We start from the raw sequence: 21,811 nt of genomic DNA on the forward strand, positions 1-21,811 counted from the left end.
GGCCAGCTCCGATCTTGATACGGGGGTGGCCGCTTACAGGAGGGAAAGTATGGGGGCACCAGTCCAAGGCTTGGCAACTAGGGGGAAAGAGAGCGTAACGCAGGTTAGCGCTAATCCTAAACGTCATGGTAGACATTTGTTTAGCAACAAATTGTTTAAGTTTTATTTTTTATTCAGCATTCTTGCGCTTTGCTTCGTGCTTGGACTTGTAATTCTATTTATCGGCAAAACGGCTATGCTTCTGTTCGGCCATCTCTCGCCTGCGGACTTTTTCTTTTCCTTTAACTGGACGCCGGAAGAGGATTCTTTTGGAGCGGCTGCCTTCATTGTAAATACACTTTCACTAACTGCATTAACGCTGCTGATCGCAGTTCCTATTTCGGTAGGGATGGCAGTACTTTGTGCAGAGATTGCTCCAAAATGGATGAAGACTTTTATCCGTCCAGTGCTAGATTTATTGGTAGGGATTCCTTCAATTGTTTACGGATATATAGGCTTAACGGTATTACTTCCTTTCTTGCGCAGAATTAGTGGGGAGAGCTTAGGCGATGGCTTGTTAGCTGCTGCGCTGGTGCTCGCATTAATGGTGCTGCCAACGATTTGCCGAATCAGTGATGATGCCATTGTCTCTGTGCCGCGCAAATATCGTGATGCTGCATATGCTCTTGGATCTACCCGTTTACAGGTCATCATGCGTGTAGTACTGCCTGCGGCTAGCCGGGGAATTATCTCTGCGGTTATTCTAGGTATGACTCGTGCTGTGGGTGAGACGATGGCTGTAGTTATGGTTATCGGGAATACACCGCAATTGGCGAAGATGTTATTCACGCCAGCATCGGTGCTAACTAGTAACATCGTTATGCAAATCTCCAATGTAGAGTTTGACTCTACATGGAACTATGCGCTACATATGATGGCATTTCTCCTGCTAGTAATATCATTTGTATTAATTCTGATCATCCGCGTGCTGGGTAGAAAAAGGAGGGATGCAGCGTGAACGGATTCGCAAGTACAAAGCATACAGCGCGGGCTCAAAGAAACAATAAAATTGCAACCATAGGGTTTTATACGCTTGGGGCTTTAGTCATGCTGCTGATCTTCTGGCTGCTCTTCACGATTCTTAGTAAAGGTTTACCGGCACTTCGGCCCGATTTCTTGATTAAACAGCCTGAAGAGATTGACGCAGGTGGTGGGATTGGCCCGGTGCTGTTTAACTCCTTTTACATTTTGTTCATCTCGCTGTTTATTTCCGTTCCAATTGGTTTGGGTGCGGGAATCTATATGGCTGAATATGCACCAGACAATAAATTTACAGGCGCACTACGTATTTGCGTAGAATCTCTGTCATCGGTACCATCGATTGTGTTCGGTATGCTCGGACTCGCGATTTTTGCGGAATATTTCGATATCGGTCTGACGATTCTTGGCGGAGGCGTCAGCTTGGCACTGCTGAATCTACCTATGCTTGCGCGAGTGACAGAGGAAGCGGTACGTGCTGTCCCCGGGGAGATCCGCGAGGCTGGTTATGCGCTTGGGATGACTAAATTCCACGTGATCCGCACGGTAGTTCTGCCCGTTGCAATGTCTGCCATTGTTACTGGGATTTGTCTCGTTGCTGGACGCGCCTTCGGGGAGTCTGCGGTTATTATCCTTACCGCTGGTCTCAGTACCTCGGGCGAAATGTGGGATTTCAATCTGTTCTCGCCGGGTGAAACACTGGCCGTACATCTTTGGTATGTACAATCCGAGGCGATTGTAGAAGATGCGCGTCAAATTGCTGATAAGTCGGCAGCCGTACTTGTATTTGTAGTTTTGTTTATCAATTTTGTATTTCGATTTCCGCTGTGGCTGGGAAATCGCCGGAAGTAATGAATTGGGTCTACGGGGGAAGCCTGTAGGCCTTTATTTGTTTATAGGGTTATTGATGGGGTGTCGATGGATTAGTATTGGATTGAAGTTGTTTATTCGTAATTAGGGAATATCTCCCTAAAATTCAGCGTTTTATGCTCTTTAGAAGCATAATTAGGGAAAACCTCCCTGAAATATCCTTGATTACTCATGATTAGCGGTTTTTAGGAAATATTTAGGGAGGAATTCCCTAAAAAGTTTGTTTTTTTGAGATTATAGGTAAATATCAGGGAGGATTTCCCTAAAACTATAGTCTCGGCAGGAAATAACCATTCGATCTGTTCAACCTATGTAGCTCCAAAAACTGAAAGGTCCTCGTCCTAATGTAAGCTGCCACGAATCCGATACCCAGTTGCTCATAATACACCACCGTCGAGCTCCTAGTTCCCTCAACCAATCTAGTGTATCGAGCGTACCGCAGTTGATACAGCGCCCAAGGATGGTATGAGGAACGCCAACTGTACTCGGCCGAGACTTAGTTACTCAACAAGCCTAGTGCACTGATCATAGACCAGCCGACACACCACCTTAAGATGCCCCGAGAAGCATCACCAGCTGTCGGGTCAGGGCTTACTGCGAAGCGTATGCTTTCGATGCCTATACTCCGACGAACCTCTGTGCTTCGCATCCCCTGAACGCAAAAACAGCCTCCCCGAAGGAAGGCTGTTACTCTGACGTCCCGGAAGGGATTCGAACCCCTGACCGTGCGCTTAGAAGGCGCATGCTCTATCCAGCTGAGCTACCGGGACATGATTGCTGGCTGAAAAGCAAGCAGGAGTTATCATATCATGTACGCCGATGTTTTTCAAGCTGTTTTTTAAAAAGAGTACGGGGTATGCTATAATCTACAATTATTAAGTTTCGGAAGAAGCTTAAGGTCTTAATAACATTTATGACGTTTTAGAATTCAATTCACATAATTAGCTATAAGGAGGTGCCCTCATTAAAGATTCAGATTCCCCCGCCACAAAAGAGAATATCGTCCTGTTTCCCAAGACACTGGACTATTATCAAATCCAGCTTACGGTGATGCTGGAGAGTGAACGATACGGGGAAGCGATGGAGCTGCTGCGTTTTTTGTTGCAGTGTCAAGGACAGGAAGAACGAAATTACGAGGAATGGCGGTCTCTGCTGGAATGGCTCGAAACAGCTTTCCCTTACGCCTCTCAGAATGGAGATGCGGAAGGAGCCGTTCACCCCGAAGACGAAGATTTAAGGGAAGAAGATATGGCCCGTCTCTTGGCCAAATCAAAAATGACTGAGGATGCGGGGTATCCTCAAAAGCTGCTGCAGCGGATAATGAATGAGCCGTTGTCAGAGGCGACAATCCTAGCACTAGAGCAGCTTTCATATCTGGAAGGCGGCGGAGTCGATGAGGCGCTGACGGCATGGCTGCAGGGGGATAATGTTCACCCACTGCTGCAATTTCGGACCCTGCAGACCCTTCGGCGGCGTGGGATACAGGGAACAGTGAATCTGATTCGTGGTCACGAAACAGCAATTGTAGAGATTGAAAGTGTACCGCTGCAGACAGAGGATTTTCCACCACAGGTGAGTCAGGTGCTCGAGCGGGTAGCCGAGCAGGCGGAGGTACATGAGCCTACGCTGTATTATTTTGCACAGGAGCTCTGGGGCCAGTTCGTCATGTCGATTTATGGATCGGAAGAGTATCGGAAAATACTGGATGGGGAAGACGCGCTACTAGATATTTGGGCGGGGGCGTTACACCAGTTTGTATCTGAGAGCTTAAACGGTACACGGCAAGAGGAGGAGACTCGTGGAATGTACGGCATTACAGACGGCATGCGCTTTCAATTTGAGGGGGCATATCGTGCGCTCAAGGGTTTTGTAAAGACTTCTCTACTTGATAAATAAAGTAATGTTGTATATAATATAATGGTTATTCTGTGCGTGGATTGTATCATTTTTTGAAGTAAACTTGTGAACCTATATTTTGGAGGGAAAAGTATAATATGAAAGCAACATGGGAAAAAATAGAGAAGAACCTTGGAGTTCTTGAAGTAGAAGTTGACGCAGAACGCGTTGCAGCAGCACTTGATAAAGCTTTTAACAAAGTCGTTAAGAAAGCTAACGTACCAGGCTTCCGTAAAGGTAAAGTGCCACGCCCGATCTTTGAATCCCGTTTTGGTGTAGAAAGCTTGTACCAAGATGCAATCGACATTCTTCTTCCTGAAGCTTACGGTGAAGCAGTTGAACAAACTGACATCTTCCCTGTAGACCGTCCTGAAGTTGATATTGAGCAATTTGCTAAAGGTCAATCCTTTATCTTCAAAGCGAAGATCACGGTTAAACCTGAAGTGAAGCTCGGCGATTACAAAGGTCTGGAAGTTCCAGTACAAAAAGCTGAAGTGACTGAAGAAGAGCTGAGCGCTGAGCTTGCTCGTCTGCAAGAGCGTCATGCTGAACTCGTAGTAGTTGAAGAAGAAGCAGCAGCTAACGGCGACATCGCTGTGATCGATTTTGACGGATATGTTGATGACGTACCGTTCGAAGGCGGAAAAGCTGAGCGTCATTCTCTTGAACTTGGTAGCAACTCCTTCATTCCTGGATTTGAAGAGCAAGTAGTGGGAATGTCCACTGGAGATTTCAAAGATGTTGAAGTTACTTTCCCTGACGAATACCATGCAGAGAACCTTGCGGGTAAGAAAGCAGTATTCAAAGTGAAGCTGCACGAAATCAAACGCAAACAACTTCCTGCACTCGATGATGAGTTCGCTAAAGATGTAAGTGAATTCGAAACTTTGGAAGAGTACAAAGCAGATCTGAAAGCTCAGCTCGAATCCCGTAAACAGGATGAACTGAAAGGCCTTCGCGAGAACGCAGTTGTTGATAAAGCAGCAGCAAACGCTGAAGTTGAGATCCCAGAAGCAATGATCAACAGCGAAGTTGAGAACATGGTTCGTGACTTCGACACTCGTCTTCGTCAACAAGGTATGAACATGGATATGTTCCTTAGCTTCTCGGGTCAAACTCGTGAAGACTTGCAGAACCAAATGAAAGGCGATGCTGAAAAACGCGTTCGCAACAACCTGGTACTGGAAGTTATCGCTAAACAAGAGAACATTGAAGTTTCCGAAGAAGAAGTTAACGAAGAGTTGGCTACTATGGCTGAAGCTTACAAACGTACTCCAGAAGAAATTCGCAGCATCTTGGCAGCTAACGGTTCACTGGGCAGCTTGAGCGAAGAACTTTCTTTGCGCAAAACCATTGATTTCCTTGTTAGCAATAGTGTAGAAGTTGAAGCAGTAGAAGAAGCACCAGCTGCTGAAGACGCTAAAGCTGAGTAAGATTTTTCAAACTACCTAGAACGGCCGAGCAATCGGCCTCCATACAGATATGATAAGGCACGTAAGTTTCGTTACGTGCCTTATTTTTATCCTCGGGCACAGATATATGTGATTACATAGGTATCCGTATGAGCGTATGGTATTAAGGAAATTGGCGTGATGACGTCACTATCACAAGCGGTGGACAGGTCTGCTGTAGTGAAAAAATGACATCGGGCCGTGAACGTGTTAAAATATTTTTGAAACGATAAGACTAATCTGTATAGAGAAAAGAGGTTGGTGGCATGAGTCTGGTACCAATGGTTGTGGAATCAACAAGTCGTGGGGAACGTTCATACGATATCTATTCCAGATTGCTCAAGGATCGCATTATTTTCTTAAGCAGTGCGATTGACGATGATGTCGCCAATCTGGTTATTGCTCAATTGCTGTTCCTTGCAGCAGATGATCCCGAGAAGGACATTCACTTGTACCTCAACTCACCCGGTGGTTCAGTAACAGCCGGCATGGGTATATACGATACGATGCAATATATCAAACCGGATGTTTCAACCATTTGTGTAGGGATGGCGGCAAGCATGGGATCGCTCCTTTTAACAGCTGGGGCTCCGGGCAAAAGATACGCGCTGACTAACAGCGAAGTTATGATTCATCAACCGCTCGGTGGTGTTCAAGGTCAAGCGTCCGACATTTGGATTCATACCGATTGGATCCTCAAGACGAAACAGAAGTTGAATCAAATTTATGTAGATCGCACAGGTCAGCCCCTTGAAAAAATCGAACGGGACACAGACCGCGATAACTTCATGAGCGCGGAAGAAGCCAAGGAATATGGGCTTATTGACCAGGTTCTTTCTTCACCGATGAAATCTTAAAGGGGTGGTTAGATGTTTAAATTTAATGATGAAAAAGGGCAATTGAAATGTTCTTTTTGCGGCAAATCACAAGAGCAGGTTCGTAAGCTTGTAGCAGGACCGGGCGTTTATATATGTGACGAATGTATCGAGCTTTGCACGGAAATCGTGGAAGAAGAGCTCGGTCATGAGGAAGAGCTTGATCTGAAGGATATTCCGAAACCAAAGGAAATCCGCGATATTTTGGATCAATATGTAATCGGTCAAGAGCAAGCGAAGAAATCGCTGTCTGTTGCAGTTTACAATCACTATAAGCGTGTGAACAGCCAAAGCAAAATCGAAGATGTTGAACTGACGAAGAGTAATATTCTTTTGCTCGGTCCAACAGGTTCGGGTAAAACTTTGCTCGCACAGACGATGGCGAAGATTATCAACGTTCCGTTTGCGATTGCAGATGCTACTTCCCTAACGGAAGCTGGTTATGTCGGTGAGGATGTTGAGAACATTCTGCTTAAGCTGATTCAAGCGGCAGATTATGATGTGGAGAAAGCCGAACGCGGCATTATCTATATTGATGAGATTGATAAAGTGGCACGTAAATCCGAGAACCCGTCCATTACTCGTGACGTATCCGGTGAAGGTGTACAGCAGGCACTTCTGAAGATTCTCGAAGGAACGGTTGCTTCCGTACCTCCACAAGGTGGTCGTAAGCATCCTCATCAAGAGTTTATTCAAATTGATACGACGAACATCTTGTTCATCGTGGGCGGTGCCTTTGACGGTCTGGAGCAAATGATTAAACGCCGTATCGGTAAAAAAGTCATTGGCTTCAACGCAGCAGTTGAAGGACAAAAGGATCTCAAGCCTGGCGAATATTTGTCGATGGTATTGCCTGAAGACTTGCTCAAATTCGGATTAATCCCTGAATTTGTAGGCCGTCTACCGGTCATCTCGACTTTGGAGCCGCTTGATGAGAATACGCTGGTGCGTATCCTTTCCGAGCCTAAGAATGCACTCACGAAACAATACATCAAGCTGCTGGAAATGGATAACGTAGCGCTGAAGTTCGAACCGTTGGCACTCGAAGCGATTGCCAAGGAAGCGATCAAACGCAATACGGGAGCCCGTGGACTGCGCGCGATTATTGAGAGTATCATGCTTGATGTGATGTATGAAGTTCCTTCACGCGATGATATTAAGGATTGTGTGATCACGGAGCAGGTCGTTCAAGAGAAGGCTTTGCCTGAATTGAACCTTAAGAAAGACAAAAAGAAAGAGGAAAGCGCGTAAGCTGCTTACCTTAACAATACATGTCACTGTCTCCACCTTTCTTCCGCTTATCCCGCTTCACTAGCGGTTGCGAAGGGGTGGAGCTTTGGCGTTATGGGGGAGAAAAATCATGTTCTTGAGACACCAAACCCGTCCTGTCAATGTTGGCGGGCTCATTATTGGGGGAAACAACGAGGTTGCGATTCAAAGCATGTGTACAACCAAAACAGCTGATGTGGAGGCTACTGTAGCCGAAATTTTACGGCTTGAGGAAGCAGGCTGCCAACTGGTACGCGTTACTGTCAACAATGAAGAGGCAGCCGCCGCGATTAAGGAGATCAAGAAGCAGATTCATATCCCACTCGTAGCGGATATTCATTTTAACTATAAGCTCGCGCTGATGGCTATTGAGAACGGCATCGATAAAGTACGGATTAATCCGGGCAATATCGGTCGTCGGGAGAAGGTAGAAGCAGTAGTTAAAGCGTGTAAAGAAAAAGGAATTCCGATTCGGATTGGTGTAAATGCCGGTTCTTTGGAGAATCATCTCTTGGAGAAATACGGATATCCGACTCCAGAAGCTATGGTAGAAAGTGCACTGTACCATATTGGGATTCTGGAAGAGCTGGATTTCCACGACATTATCGTATCTTTAAAAGCATCCGATGTGCCAATGGCCATCGAAGCTTACCGTCAGGCTGCGGAAGTTATTCCTTATCCGCTGCACCTCGGGATCACAGAATCCGGCACCTTGTTTGCCGGTACAGTAAAAAGCTCCGCGGGTATCGGTGCACTGCTCTCTATGGGCATCGGCAGCACCCTGCGTATCTCGCTTAGCGCTGATCCAGTGGAAGAAGTTAAGGTGGCACGCGAGCTGTTGAAGACCTTCGGTCTGATCTCTAACGCGGCAACACTCATTTCTTGTCCGACTTGCGGACGACTTGATATAGATCTCTTCTCCATCGCTAATGAGGTGGAAGAATACATTTCGAAGCTTAAGGTGCCTATTAAAGTATCCGTGCTCGGCTGCGCCGTTAATGGTCCTGGTGAGGCGCGTGAAGCGGATATTGGTATTGCTGGTGCCCGTGGGGAAGGTTTGTTGTTCCGTTACGGTCAGATGATTCGTAAGGTGCCTGAAGCGGAACTCGTGAACGAGCTGAAGAAGGAAATCGATGCGATTGTTGTAGCGTATGAGGCAACAGGAGAAATCCCAGGCCGCGCTCACGCTAACCTTGCACCTCCGGTGCAATCAAAGTAATTTGGTCTTTTACGAATTAATGATTCAATTCATAATAAGTGGCGAAGAACGCCCTGTTACACCCCGGTATAACCGGTGGTGGGAACGGGGCGTTTTTTTTGCGTGGAATTAATGATTAAGGGGGACATTGAATGCATTATGAACAAGCCCATGAAACATTTATTGAGAAACATCTAGCAAGCAGGAATGGGGAACGACGAGGAAGGCTAGAGAGAGGGCATCGTCATGCCGAAGAAATGTTTTTACAGAATGTATGGTGGCCGCTTCGTGGAGATTTCAATGATCTACATCCGGAGTATGAAGTGCTGGATTGGCGCGGACGATCTTATTTCGCGGATTATGCTTTTTTGCCGGGGCCTATCAAGCTCTTGTTCGAGATCAAAGGGTATGCAGCGCATGTGAGGGACATGGACAGGCTGAAGTATTGTAATGAGCTAAATCGTGAGACGTTTCTGTACGGAATGGGTTACCAAGTAATTTCATTTGCCTATGACGATGTGGAACAGCGCCCAGAGCTATGCATTACACTGCTGCGTGTGGTGCTAAGCCGTTACTTAATTGTAGATGCACCGCATGGAAAATTACTATTTGCTGAGAAGGAAATCATGCGATTAGTGGTTCGCCGAGCAGGGATAGTTCGTCCCAAAGATGTAGCAGAGTATTTTGCTATAGACCCCAAAACGGTACGTTTGATGTTGATGAAGTTGTGTGAAAAGGGCTGGCTAACCCCTGTGACAAGGGGGATCGGTGTCAAAAATGTTGAGTATAGGCTGGCTCGTGATGTCCTTTATTACTGGGATTGAGCTAATAAGTTTGAGGGTTGATTGGATGTTAATTTAGGCGAAATATACGTATGGGATGTTGGAGGTGCGAATGGAGGAAGGGATGTGAAGGCTCGTTAAGGTGCGAAGTAAGGGGAGATAAGGAGCTTGGTATGGAGCGCGGTAGGAGTGAGATAGGAGCTTGGCAATATGCTTGATTTGGAACGTGATATAGGGATGTGATAAGGAATGTGGTTAATTGCGTGATAAGTAACGTGGTATGGAGAGAGTAGGCAATAAGGTGCGTAGTGTGTAGCGAGGTCTGGATCAATAAGAAGTAATTAGGGAAAACCTCCCTGAAATAATCCTAAAATCGCTCCAAATCGAGCTTTTTACGGAAAACCTCCCTAAAAAACAGGCGATTTCCCCTGTTTACAGCCTAATCAGCGAATAATCAAGGAGGTTTTCCCTAATTGTTAGCTTGGAGGTCATGAACACCGGATAATCAGGGAGGAATTCCCTAATTATCTGCTTAGAGGCCATAAACAACAGATAATTAGGAAGAATCCCTTAATTTTCAGCTTTGAGAACTAACTTAAGTTTCTTCTATAGATGAGTCAACGCCCCGAGCGAAACAGTCGACGGAAATAGGTACCTACTGAACTTAGCTGCAAGGTCCACAGCTGTTCTTGCTTCTATCTTTCTGCTAGAGGGGGGAGAATCTGAGGTGCATCTAGCACTCCTTAGAACTTTCAACCCCCCATTTATAAATTCCTGCTACTTGTCCTACACCAACAATTCAACAAATCCTCAATTGTGCGTTTACTAATTACCGAAACGGCTATACTACCTAATAGTAGCCAAAGGTGGAAAGGTAGACTGAACGAAACAGGAGGATGACCTATGGAATTAAGTATAGTTGTGATGATCGTGCAGCTCTTTTTCGCGCTGGTTATCGGCGTATACTTTTGGAATCTGCTGCGGGGTCAGAAGACAAACAAGACGGCGGTAGACCGAGAGTCGCGTAAGGAACTGGATAAACTACGGAAGATGCGTATGATTTCACTAACCAAACCATTGTCGGAGAAAACTAGGCCGGCTTCTATTGGAGATATTGTTGGGCAAAAAGATGGGCTCCGCGCCCTGAAGGCCGCACTATGTAGTGCTAATCCGCAGCATGTGATTATTTATGGTCCGCCAGGAGTCGGCAAGACTGCAGCGGCGCGCGTGGTCATGGAAGAGGCGAAAAAAAATGTCCTTTCCCCTTTTAAAAGTGACGCCAAATTCACTGAAATTGATGCGACGACCGCTCGTTTTGATGAGCGTGGTATTGCCGACCCGTTAATCGGATCGGTGCATGATCCTATTTATCAAGGTGCTGGAGCCATGGGCGTAGCAGGTGTGCCGCAGCCAAAGCCAGGAGCGGTGACGAAGGCGCATGGCGGGATTCTTTTTCTGGATGAGATCGGTGAGCTTCACCCCATTCAGATGAATAAGCTGCTAAAGGTGCTGGAGGACCGGAAGGTTCTGCTAGAGAGCGCGTATTATAATTCGGAGGACAATAATACTCCGGCTTATATTCATGATATTTTTCAAAATGGCTTACCCGCTGATTTCCGGTTAGTAGGCGCGACTACGCGATCCCCGGATGAGATTTCTCCCGCGCTGCGTTCACGCTGCATGGAGATTTATTTCCGTCCGCTATTGCCGGATGAGATTGCAGTCATCGCGCGTGACGCGATACAGAAGATCGGACTGAAGCCCAGCCCTGAAGCAGTCACTGTTGTGCAGCAATATGCAACAAATGGCCGGGAGGCGGTCAATATGATTCAGCTCGCTGCTGGACTAGCGCTAACGGAGCAGAGAGATACGCTAAGTGCTGCTGATGTAGAATGGGTGGCAGGCAGTAGCCAGCTTCCACTTCGAACAGAGCGCAAGATTCCTTCCGCGCCGCAGATTGGATTGGTTAACGGACTTGCAGTGTATGGACCAGGAATGGGCACCTTGCTCGAGATCGAAGTATCCGCAGCACCTGCGCAGAACGGTCAAGGTAGATTGAACGTAACCGGAGTAGTAGATGAGGAAGAGATTGGTGGAGGTTCTCGCACGATTCGGAGAAAGAGCATGGCTAAAGGCTCCGTTGAGAACGTATTGACCGTACTGCGTACCATGAATCTGGAACCAGACCGTTATGATCTGCATGTGAACTTTCCAGGTGGAACACCCATTGACGGACCCTCAGCAGGGGTTGCGATGGCAGTTGCTATCGTCTCCGCTATTCGTGGTCTTCCAGTGGATAATACCGTAGCGATCACTGGTGAGATAGGCATACATGGGCGTGTGAAGCCTGTTGGTGGTGTAATTGCGAAGGTGGAGGCTGCTTTTCAGGCAGGAGCTACTACGGTGCTTATTCCAAAAGAAAACTGGCAGTCCCTATTCGCTGACCTCGCCCCACTACGCGTCATTCCAATGGAAACGGTGGAAGAAGTATTCCGTCATCTGTTTGGCGCCGATACAGCAGATGTAAGGCTACCAGCAGTAGCTGGAGAGCTATTCTCAGCAGCACCTTCACTTCTGAAGGCTGATGCCGCTGGAGAGTCTGCAAAGGGTTGAGCTTAAATTATTACCTAAAATGTAAGCTAGGGTGTTATGGTTTCGATAAGTAAATCGAGATTTGCCGCTGTAAAATAAAGGGAGCCGCAGGCATGTCTGCTGCTTCCTTTTTTAAAGTATAGATTCACACTTTCCATAATCCTTGCATTTCTTTGAGAAGCGTTGCTGTTTTTTAAGGATAATAAGGTTGTTTATTCTTAAATTGCAAGTACTTTGTTGGTGTTTTGGGGCTGCTTTTGTTAGAATGAATTCATATGAGATTAATTGAGAGCCATGGGAGGTGCGAAAGCGATGATGACAAATAAAACAAAAGGTCGTCGTTTTCCTTTATTACCGCTAAGAGGTCTTCTTGTGTACCCAAGCATGGTTCTTCACTTGGATGTGGGCCGTGAGAAGTCAGTTCGGGCACTAGAAAAAGCTATGGTTGAAGATAATTTAATTCTTCTGTGTTCACAGTCGGAAGTGAATATTGAAGAGCCTGGTCAGGACGATATTTTTCGGGTCGGTACTGTCGCGAATGTGCGGCAAATGCTGAAGCTGCCAAACGGTACGATTCGTGTACTGGTTGAGGGTGTAGAACGAGCCGAAATTATTAATTATATCGATAATGATGAGTATTATGAGGTTATGGCGCGCGAGCTACCAGAAGAGGAAGATGGCGATCAAGAGTGTGACGCGCTGATGCGTACAGTACTTAATCAGTTCGAACACTATATAACGTTATCCAAAAAAGTGACACCAGAGACACTGGCTGCTGTATCCGATATTGAGGAGCCTGGTCGTCTTGCGGATGTCATTACGAGCCATCTATCGCTGAAGATTAAAGATAAGCAAGAAATTCTTGAGACGATTGATGTAAGTAAACGGCTAGAGAAGCTTCTTGATATTCTGAATAATGAGCGTGAAGTGCTGGAGCTTGAACGCAAGATCAATCAACGTGTGAAGAAGCAGATGGAGAAGACGCAGAAGGAATATTATTTGCGCGAGCAAATGAAAGCGATCCAGAAAGAACTCGGCGAGAAGGAAGGTCGGGTGGGAGAAGCGGAAGAGCTGCGGAATCTAATGGAAGAGAAGAATTTGCCGGAACGCGTGAAAGAGAAGATGGAGAAGGAAATCGATCGTCTGGAAAAAATGCCAGTGAGCTCAGCGGAAGGTGGCGTAATTCGCAATTATGTGGATTGGCTGCTGGGTCTTCCTTGGAATGAACAGACAGAAGATGACCTTGACATCAAGAAGGCAGAACAGGTACTTGATGAGGACCACTACGGTTTGGAAAAACCAAAGGAACGGGTATTGGAATATTTAGCCGTTCAGCAGTTGGTGAAGAAGCTAAAAGGTCCGATCCTATGTCTTGTAGGGCCTCCAGGTGTGGGCAAAACCTCACTGGCTCGTTCCATCGCCCGTTCACTCAATCGTAAGTTCGTGCGCATTTCGCTTGGCGGTGTGCGTGATGAGGCTGAGATCCGTGGTCATCGCCGGACTTATGTGGGTGCGATGCCAGGCCGAATCATTCAAGGGATGAAGACGGCAGGAACGATTAATCCAGTTATCTTGCTAGATGAAATTGATAAAATGGCTGCAGATTTCCGTGGCGATCCATCCTCCGCATTGCTTGAGGTATTGGACCCAGAACAGAACAATACGTTCAGTGACCATTTTGTAGAGCTGCCGTTTGACTTGTCGAACGTTATGTTTGTTACAACAGCGAATGTAGTGCATAACATTCCGCGTCCGCTACTTGATCGGATGGAAATGCTGTTCATTCCGGGTTATACGGAACTGGAGAAATTGCAGATCGGTAGCCGTTATCTTTTGCCGAAGCAGAAGAAGAACCACGGTCTTGCAGAAGATCAGCTGATCATCGAAGACGACAGTTTATTGCGTATCGTGCGTGAATATACTCGTGAATCCGGTGTGCGTAATTTGGAGCAGCAGATTGCAGCGTTATGCCGCAAAGCCGCGAAACAGATTGTGTCCAAGGAAAAAGAAAGTGTAGTCATTCTACCGGATGACATCAAGGATTACCTGGGTGCATCGAAATACCGTTACGGTATGGCGGAGCTTGAAGATCAGATTGGCACAGTAACTGGACTGGCCTGGACTGAGGTTGGTGGCGATACGCTGCTGATCGAAGTAACTGTCGTGCAGGGAACGGGCAAGCTGACGCTTACTGGACAACTGGGCGATGTAATGAAGGAGTCGGCGCAGGCCGCTTTCAGTTATACACGTTCGAAGGCGGAGGAGCTGGGACTCCAGCCCGATTTTTATGAGAAGATTGATATTCATATCCACATTCCTGAAGGTGCGATTCCGAAGGATGGCCCGTCTGCAGGGATTACGATTGCTACCGCTTTGATCTCTGCACTCACGAAGCGTTATGTTTCGAAAGATGTGGCTATGACCGGTGAGATCACCCTACGTGGACGTGTATTGCCGATCGGTGGACTGAAAGAGAAGTCTTTAGCTGCACACCGTGCTGGATATAAAAAGATCCTTCTTCCCAAAGACAATGAACGTGATCTGAAAGAAATTCCAGAGAGCGTACGCAATGATGTGGAGTTCATACCAGTATCTAACATGGATCAGGTCTTGCATCATGCGTTAGTTGAGCATCATAATGAAATTAGCAGTGAGCCACCGAGTAGTGTGCATTAGAAAGGAAGTCCTATGAAAGTTAATATTGCCGAATTTATAATCAGTGCCGTTGGCCCTGATCAATACCCTGATGATGCTTTGCCAGAGGTTGCTCTGGCAGGGCGCTCCAATGTAGGGAAGTCATCCCTCATTAACCGAATGATTAACCGCAAGAATCTGGCTCGGACAAGCTCCACTCCAGGTAAGACCCAGCATATGAACTATTACCGTATCAATGAAGACAGCATGTATTTTGTTGACTTTCCAGGTTACGGATATGCTAAAGTGTCGAAGACGCAACGTGCAACATGGGGCAAGATGGTAGAAAAATATCTATCTGAGCGCGATACGTTGAAGCTTGTTCTGCTCATCGTGGATCTGCGTCATCCGCCGACCAGCAATGATAAGATGATGTTCGACTGGTTGAAGCATTATGATCTTCCTATGTGTGTAGTAGCGACTAAGGCGGATAAGATTCCGAAGACTCGCTGGCAAAAGCATATCAAGATCATGAAGCAGGAGCTTGGCGTGCTGCCAGGGGATAATTTCATTCCATTCTCTTCAGAGATTGGCCTTGGTAAAGAAGAACTTTGGGGATTGATTGATGGGTATGTTCTCTCCTCTCCAGATTCTGAAGATGCTGAAATAGATGGAAATGAACCTCAGCAAGAGGAACCTACTGAAGCATAAGACAAGAACTCATTTACAATCAAGCAACCATTCCATTTGGGAATGGTTGTATTTTTTTATGGGTAAAACTAAATTTTCTATGTGAAGGGACCGATAGATAACATATGAAAGATATCCATTGCCACATCTTACCCTTTATGGATGACGGAGCTACTGATTGGGAATCCGCTCTCGCCATGGCGCAAGACGCCTATAGGGACGGGATTACATCCGTCATTGCCACACCACATCACGCCAACGGTCAATATATGAATAACTCCGCTAGTATAAGAGAAGCAGTGGATCTGATGAATGAGAAACTTCGTCAGCATGGCAATCCACTGCTTGTTCTTCCAGGTCAGGAAATCAGAGTGTACGGAGATTTACTGGATGATCTGGAGCGGGGGCAACTGCTAAGTCTTGCAGACTCGCGGTATATTTTGCTAGAAATGCCTTCTTCACGAGTCCCACGCAACATGGAAGAAATCTGTCACGAGTTGATCATTCAAGGGTTCGTTCCGGTCATCGCCCATCCGGAGCGTAATGCTGAAGTAGCTGCCGATCCTTCTAAGTTAGAAAGATTGATAGAGCTGGGATCACTCGGTCAGGTAACCGCACAAAGTCTTGCAGGCGTCTTCGGGAATAAACTTCAGAAGCTATCTCTGGAGTTATGTCGTAGAAATGCAGTACATGTGTTGGCCTCTGATGCACATGACAGTGTTCATCGTCCTTTTGGATTAAATGCTGCTTATGTGGTTTTAGAGAAACAATTAGGTCCTGAGATGCGCGACTATATGCGCGAGAACTCTCAGCAAATTGTGGCAAATGGAGAGGTTATTCGTGGTAATCACGTACAAAAAAGGGGGAATCGACACAAATTGTTTGGGATTTTTTCCCGAAAGGGCTGACTAATCTACCTAATAGTGGTAGAATGGGTTTTATTGGGTGAATCGTTGATATACGTAATAGTGTAGACATAAGGTGAAATAGTCTAGGACTATAGTAACAAAAGGGATTTAAATACATATAAAGAGGTGGATATTTAGTGACTTTGAAAAAGAAACTAGTAGTATCAACATTGGCAGTTAGCATGGCAGCGGTTGCAGTAGCAGGACTTCCGCTTAGCAGCAAAGGATTGGCAGCGCAGTTTGGAATCGTTGGAACAGCATCCGCTGCGACTAGCGTGGATTTTGCAAGCTTGAAGGAGCGTGCAACGAAGCTTTATAGCACGCTTACTGATGCTGATAAGCAGACGCTTCGTGATTTCCGTACTGAGCTTCAAACTCTTTCACGTGAACAACTGGAAGCAGACTTTGCACCTGTTTTGGCTCAACTTGAGCTCAGCGCTGAACAAAAATCTACATTGTTTGATCTCTATTTAGAAGTAGTATCGTCTATCTATACTCCGGATTTATCCGCAGTGAAAGATATTCTGAAGTCCCCAAACTATGAGGCTTATCAAGCACTACTTAAGGAGATCGGTAAACAAGCTGGTGTTACAGATCTTTCCGTTGAAGAAGTTTACAGCTTCATCTTTGGTTCGAACGGTGTTGAACAGAAACTAATTAACTTGCTAAAAGGAAAATCAGAAACGGATCTGGCTGACCTTATTATTCATCCGAACAGTGAATTGGCGAATCAAGTGAAGACTATTGTTCTCGACAGCACCATTGGTACTGCCAACTATTCCTTGAGAGCGTCTCTTGCAAATCTTAAGATTACTAAAGATATGATTGCAGCAACCAAGAATAATGTTGAATCTAGACTTACTAATGAAAAAGCAGCAGCTTTGGTTCTGGCGAAAGCTTACTATAACGCGTATCTGAAATCATCTACAACTACTGAACCTGGTACTCCGGGATCCGGTTCAGGTTCAGGTTCCGTAACAACTCCACCTGTACTAACTGTGGATCAGAAGCTGGCAGCCGCTGCTACTTATGATGTATCTAAACTGGTACAAGTAGTAGATGGTAAAGCAACTGTGAAATTGGTAGATACCGATACAATCAATGCATTGGCTAATCTTGCTGCTGCAGCTAAAGCTGCCGGTAAAGAAGGTACTGCCCTTACGCTGACATTGAATCTTGGCACGATCACTGCGCCTACTGTTGAAGTTCCGTTGTCCAAAGCTATTGTTGAAGCAGCTAAGACGAATGGCATTGCGAATATCGCAGTAACCTTTAATGGCGTAACCGTAACAATTCCAGTGAGTCAGTTCAGCACAGCAATCGCATTGACTGTAACAACTGCTAAACCAGAAGTGGTAACTTCTGTTACCAAACTGAAATTGGCTTCGGATGTATACGAGTTCGGACTCAGTGTGGATGGTGTAGCGACTAGCACATTCAAACAACCAATCACCATTAAACTTCCGCTTAAGAATACTGATGGTCTTGATAAAGAATTGCTGTCCGTAGCGAAGCTTGTATACGGTAGCCTGCAATTCCAAGGTGGTGTTCTTGACGGAGAGTTCATCGTAGAACCACGTGATACTTTCTCATCCTATGCAGTGCTTGAGAATAAAGTAAACTTTACGGATATTGCTAGTGTACAAGCATGGGCTGGCAAACAAATTCAAGTCGTAGCTGCAAAAGGCGCGATTGAAGGCGTAGGCGAAGGTAAATTCGCACCGAAGAGCAATGTAACTCGTGCAGAGTTCGCTAAAATGCTGATTCGTGCGCTTAACCTGGAGAATAATTCAGCTGTACAAAGCTTTAGCGATGTAAGTTCAACTGCTTGGTATGCACCATATGTAGCAGTTGCAGCAGAAAAAGGAATCATTACTGGACGCAGTGCGGCTAAGTTCGATCCTAATGCAACTATCACACGTGCAGAGATGGCAACTATGATCTCCCGCGCAGTGAAATCTATCAATCCAGCTGCAACAACGAATGTAACGGCAATCAGCCAATTCTCCGATGCTGCTAAGATCAGCGCATCTTTGAGAGATGGCGTAGCATTCGCAGCAGATCATAACTTGGTTATCGGAAATGCTGGTAAGTTCAACCCGAACGATACAGCAACTCGTGCTGAAGCAGCAGTAATTATCTACCGTACTATTAACTTCAAGTAAGTAATTAAAAAAGTATAGTATACAGCCTCCTCTCATGTAGGTGAGAGGAGGCAATTTTTTGCCAATAGGGAAGTGCTGTAATATAGTAACGAAATATTTCAGAAATAGCTTGGAGGTAATTACACTTGTCATCACAAGAATTGGATCTTCGCGATTATTTTCAGATCGTCAGGAAGAGACTATGGCTGATTGTTAGCATAGTTGTTTTGGTGTGCGGTGTTGCTGGTGTATACAGTCTGTATATTAAGAATCCGGTGTATGAAGCATCTACTAAGATTATTGTTAACCAGACACCGACTCAATCGGCAGCAGCGCAGCTTGATTTGAACCAGATTAATACTAATATTCAATTGATTAATACGTATAAGGAAATTATTAAGACTCCGGCCATCCTTGATATTGTTACGAGAGATTATCCGCAGTTCAATATTACTGCAGAAGAACTGTTGAAGAAGGTTAATGTGAGCTCCGTCAATAATACGCAGGTGATGACACTTGTCGTTCGAGATAATTCATATCAGCGAGCTGCTGAAATCGTGAATGCCATTTCACTTGTATTCAAGGATGAGATTCCTAACCTATTTAACGTGGAGAACGTATCGATTCTGAATGAGGCCAAAGTGAATCCACTTATTGAGCCAGGACCTGTAGAACCGAATGTCTTAATGAATATGGCTATAGCTTTCATCGTTTCCTTGATGATTGGTTTAGGGATTGCTTTCTTGCTGGAATACATGGACGATACGCTGAAGACTGAAGCAGATATTGAGAAATATCTTGGTCTACCAACGATAGCGATGATTACAAGATTGGGTTCAGAAGAAAGCAAACAAGGCGCAACACAGGCACAGACGCAAACATCCAGAAAGGCGGGCGAACTCGAACATGTCACAGCTGCCAAATAAACAACGACATCTAATTACCGTTACGAACCCTCGCTCCCCTGTATCTGAAGCGTTTCGTGCGCTACGCACAAATATTGATTTTTCCTCTGTAGATGAGACTATTCAAGTAATCATGGTAACTTCGTCCGGACCGGAGGAAGGTAAATCAACAGTTTCTGCTAATTTAGCTGCGGCTTACGCACAGGCAGATAAGAAGGTATTGTTGATTGACGGTGATTTGCGGAAACCGACAGCACATAAGACTTTTTCGCTTAGTAACCGATTTGGGCTATCTTCACTACTGTCGCAGCAGGCGGTTCTTGAGGATACTGTCCAAGATTCTGGTGTTTCCAATCTTTCCATTATGACCTCAGGACCGATTCCTCCAAACCCAGCAGAAATGATGGCTTCTAATCGGATGAGTACTCTTTTGCAGGACTTGCGCCAGCGTTATGATGTCATTCTTATTGATACTCCACCGTTATTGGCGGTTACAGATGCGCAGATCATGGCTTCCAAGAGTGATGGTGTCATTATGGTTGTCAGCTATGGCAAGGTAAAGCGGGATATTGCTGTAAAAGCTAAAGCTAACCTCGATCGTGTAGGTGCAAAAATGCTTGGCGTGGTTCTCAATAATGTAAAACGTAAAGCCAGCGAAGGTTACTATTACTACTACTATGGAAATTGATTTGTTCTTTAACAATAATGTTGTTTTTGGAGGCACTGAAAATGACAGCGAAATCTAGAGTGATTCTTTTATTCTTCATTGATCTTGCGATCATTTGGTTCAGTATTGTGACATCTTATTTGTTTCGGTACCCTAACCATGCTCTTCAGGAATACGTTGTACAGATGCTGCAATTTGGTGTGATTGCAACATTTGCATTCGGTGGAAGCCTGATATACTTCGGTCTTTACCGAAGAATGTGGCAATATGCCAGTATCGGTGAGATTATATCGGTTTCTAAAGCTATTGTAGTAGGGTCTTTATTTTCATTTGCACTGGCGTATCTAATTTTGCCGGATAGAGTACCTCTTGCCATAGAAGTTCGGTCGATGGAGACTATTCTTTTATTAGTAGGTGGAGTTCGATTTTTGTGGAGAGTACTTCATAATGATCGAATCAATTACAAAGACACTAAGACCCATACACTAATTGTAGGTGCAGGCGATTGTGGAATATTAATTGCTAGGGAAATGATGGGGCCTTCTTTTGCTCATACGAAGCTAGTAGGTTTCATTGATGATAGTATCAATAAATATCATTTGTCTATATTGGGTGTGCCAGTGTTGGGCAATCGTTACGCGATTCCCGCTATTGTGAAAGAACGGGAAATTCATGAGATTATTATCGCTATGCCTTCCGTTTCACGTACTGAAATCTCTGAAATTATTAATCTTGCGAAGAAGACAGGGGCCAAGCTAAAGATTATACCAGCGCTTAACGATCTGATCGCGGGAAAAATATCAGTGAAAAAACTGCGAGATGTTAGCGTTGAAGATTTACTAGGTCGTGAGCCGATAATAGCAGATTTGAACAGTATTCTAGGTTATGTACACCACAAGACTGTGTTAGTTACGGGGGCTGGTGGATCTATTGGTTCAGAGCTCTGTCGGCAGATTGCCCCATTTGGTCCCGATAAGCTAATGTTACTTGGTCACGGGGAGAACAGCATTTACATGATTGAAATGGAGCTTCGTAAGAAGTTTCCTGATCTGAATATTGTTACCGTAATCGCGGATGTGCAGGACCGCAGCCGGATGATGGACATATTCAGCAGCCATAAGCCACATGTTGTCTTTCATGCGGCAGCACATAAACACGTCCCATTGATGGAGCGGAACCCTTCTGAAGCCATTAAGAATAATGTCTTCGGAACAAGGAATGTTGCGGATTGTGCAGATAAATATGGTGCGGAGAGATTTGTAATGATCTCCTCGGATAAAGCGGTTAACCCAACGAGTGTGATGGGCGCAACTAAGCGTATTGCTGAAATGTATGTGCAAAGTCTGCATACCACAAGTAGAACAAAGTTCTCAGCTGTTCGTTTTGGAAACGTGCTTGGCAGTCGTGGAAGTGTAATCCCGGCCTTTAAAGAGCAGATTGCTGCTGGTGGTCCAGTCACTGTTACTCATCCAGAAATGGTCCGTTATTTTATGACGATTCCAGAAGCCGTTCAGCTTGTAATCCAGTCGGGTTCTTTTGCCAAAGGTGGCGAAGTGTTCATTCTGGATATGGGAGAACCAGTAAAGATTCTAACGTTAGCGGAAGATTTGATTACTCTCTCTGGTTATGAACCTTATAGGGATATTGATATTCAGTTCTCCGGTATTCGTGAGGGCGAGAAGTTATATGAAGAACTATTAACAGATGAAGAGAATTTAGGCTCTACAGATCATGGGAGAATCTTTATCGGTAGACCTAATGTGATAAGTCTGAATCAGCTAGAACTGGAATTTAAACGCTTGGAACGTGTTCTCGCCGAAGAACCTGAAGTTATTCGCGAAATAATCAATCAAATTGTACCGATGCAGCCCGTTGCCCAAGTTGCTATCAGCTAAATCATTCATAAAGGGGGA

At 45.4% G+C, this 21,811-nt stretch carries 16 protein-coding genes and 1 tRNA gene; 16 read left to right on the plus strand and 1 reads right to left on the minus strand.

All coding sequences use genetic code 11. The features are described from left to right. The first annotated feature begins 49 nt into the window (after nt 1–49). Both pstC and pstA read left to right on the plus strand, forming a co-directional pair. Nucleotides 50–997 (plus strand): phosphate ABC transporter permease subunit PstC, encoded by a 948-nt coding sequence (pstC, locus tag MKX60_RS09875; protein WP_341059667.1) that lies wholly within the window; start codon nt 50–52, stop codon nt 995–997. Continuing rightward, on the plus strand, nt 994–1,869 hold the full coding sequence (pstA, locus tag MKX60_RS09880; protein ID WP_339798279.1) for a phosphate ABC transporter permease PstA: 876 nt from the start codon (nt 994–996) through the stop codon (nt 1,867–1,869). Before pstC ends, pstA begins: the two co-directional genes overlap by 4 nt. A 714-nt stretch (nt 1,870–2,583) precedes the next feature. Here pstA and MKX60_RS09885 read toward each other — a convergent pair. Beyond that, nucleotides 2,584–2,657: transfer RNA gene (locus MKX60_RS09885), tRNA-Arg, on the minus strand. Nucleotides 2,658–2,937: 280 nt separating this feature from the next. Here MKX60_RS09885 and MKX60_RS09890 point away from each other — a divergent pair. The 14 genes from MKX60_RS09890 to MKX60_RS09955 all read left to right on the plus strand — a co-directional run bounded on the left by MKX60_RS09890 (nt 2,938) and on the right by MKX60_RS09955 (nt 21,793). Next, nucleotides 2,938–3,783, plus strand: a complete 846-nt coding sequence (locus MKX60_RS09890) for a hypothetical protein (RefSeq protein ID WP_256716400.1) — start codon at nt 2,938–2,940, stop codon at nt 3,781–3,783. Nucleotides 3,784–3,881: 98 nt separating this feature from the next. Beyond that, nucleotides 3,882–5,216, plus strand: coding sequence for a trigger factor (tig, locus tag MKX60_RS09895; RefSeq protein WP_076286460.1), 1,335 nt, complete (start codon nt 3,882–3,884; stop codon nt 5,214–5,216). A 284-nt stretch (nt 5,217–5,500) separates the two neighbouring features. Continuing rightward, nucleotides 5,501–6,091: an ATP-dependent Clp endopeptidase proteolytic subunit ClpP gene (gene clpP, locus MKX60_RS09900; RefSeq protein ID WP_036685049.1), complete on the plus strand. Its 591-nt coding sequence runs from the start codon at nt 5,501–5,503 to the stop codon at nt 6,089–6,091. Nucleotides 6,092–6,103: 12 nt separating this feature from the next. Next, nucleotides 6,104–7,360, plus strand: coding sequence for an ATP-dependent protease ATP-binding subunit ClpX (gene clpX, locus MKX60_RS09905; protein WP_042130648.1), 1,257 nt, complete (start codon nt 6,104–6,106; stop codon nt 7,358–7,360). 109 nt (nt 7,361–7,469) lie between these two features. Beyond that, nucleotides 7,470–8,597, plus strand: coding sequence for a flavodoxin-dependent (E)-4-hydroxy-3-methylbut-2-enyl-diphosphate synthase (ispG, locus tag MKX60_RS09910; protein ID WP_036685055.1), 1,128 nt, complete (start codon nt 7,470–7,472; stop codon nt 8,595–8,597). A gap of 131 nt (nt 8,598–8,728) precedes the next feature. Beyond that, entirely contained in the window at nt 8,729–9,400 is a 672-nt protein-coding gene (locus MKX60_RS09915; RefSeq protein WP_341059669.1) for a type IV toxin-antitoxin system AbiEi family antitoxin domain-containing protein, read from the plus strand. An 861-nt stretch (nt 9,401–10,261) separates the two neighbouring features. Further along, entirely contained in the window at nt 10,262–11,971 is a 1,710-nt protein-coding gene (lonB, locus tag MKX60_RS09920; RefSeq protein WP_042191261.1) for an ATP-dependent protease LonB, read from the plus strand. A 291-nt stretch (nt 11,972–12,262) separates the two neighbouring features. Beyond that, entirely contained in the window at nt 12,263–14,626 is a 2,364-nt protein-coding gene (lon, locus tag MKX60_RS09925) for an endopeptidase La (protein WP_042191259.1), read from the plus strand. 12 nt (nt 14,627–14,638) lie between these two features. Further along, nucleotides 14,639–15,295 (plus strand): ribosome biogenesis GTP-binding protein YihA/YsxC, encoded by a 657-nt coding sequence (yihA, locus tag MKX60_RS09930; RefSeq protein ID WP_042191256.1) that lies wholly within the window; start codon nt 14,639–14,641, stop codon nt 15,293–15,295. 104 nt (nt 15,296–15,399) lie between these two features. Further along, nucleotides 15,400–16,182, plus strand: coding sequence for a tyrosine-protein phosphatase (locus MKX60_RS09935; RefSeq protein WP_076300707.1), 783 nt, complete (start codon nt 15,400–15,402; stop codon nt 16,180–16,182). Between the two features lie 137 nt (nt 16,183–16,319). Further along, complete coding sequence (locus tag MKX60_RS09940) at nt 16,320–18,347, plus strand: S-layer homology domain-containing protein (protein WP_341059670.1); 2,028 nt, start codon at nt 16,320–16,322, stop codon at nt 18,345–18,347. A 125-nt stretch (nt 18,348–18,472) separates the two neighbouring features. Then, nucleotides 18,473–19,252, plus strand: a complete 780-nt coding sequence (locus MKX60_RS09945; protein WP_339266788.1) for a YveK family protein — start codon at nt 18,473–18,475, stop codon at nt 19,250–19,252. Continuing rightward, the gene (locus MKX60_RS09950) at nt 19,233–19,919 is read left to right on the plus strand and encodes a CpsD/CapB family tyrosine-protein kinase (RefSeq protein WP_042191248.1); all 687 of its coding nucleotides are present in this window, start codon (nt 19,233–19,235) and stop codon (nt 19,917–19,919) included. Before MKX60_RS09945 ends, MKX60_RS09950 begins: the two co-directional genes overlap by 20 nt. A gap of 41 nt (nt 19,920–19,960) precedes the next feature. Further along, nucleotides 19,961–21,793 (plus strand): polysaccharide biosynthesis protein, encoded by a 1,833-nt coding sequence (locus tag MKX60_RS09955; RefSeq protein WP_341059673.1) that lies wholly within the window; start codon nt 19,961–19,963, stop codon nt 21,791–21,793. Nucleotides 21,794–21,811: the final 18 nt, after the last annotated feature.

Origin of the sequence: Paenibacillus sp. FSL R5-0914, from assembly GCF_038004525.1 — a bacterium.
Classification (GTDB): domain Bacteria; phylum Bacillota; class Bacilli; order Paenibacillales; family Paenibacillaceae; genus Paenibacillus_AQ.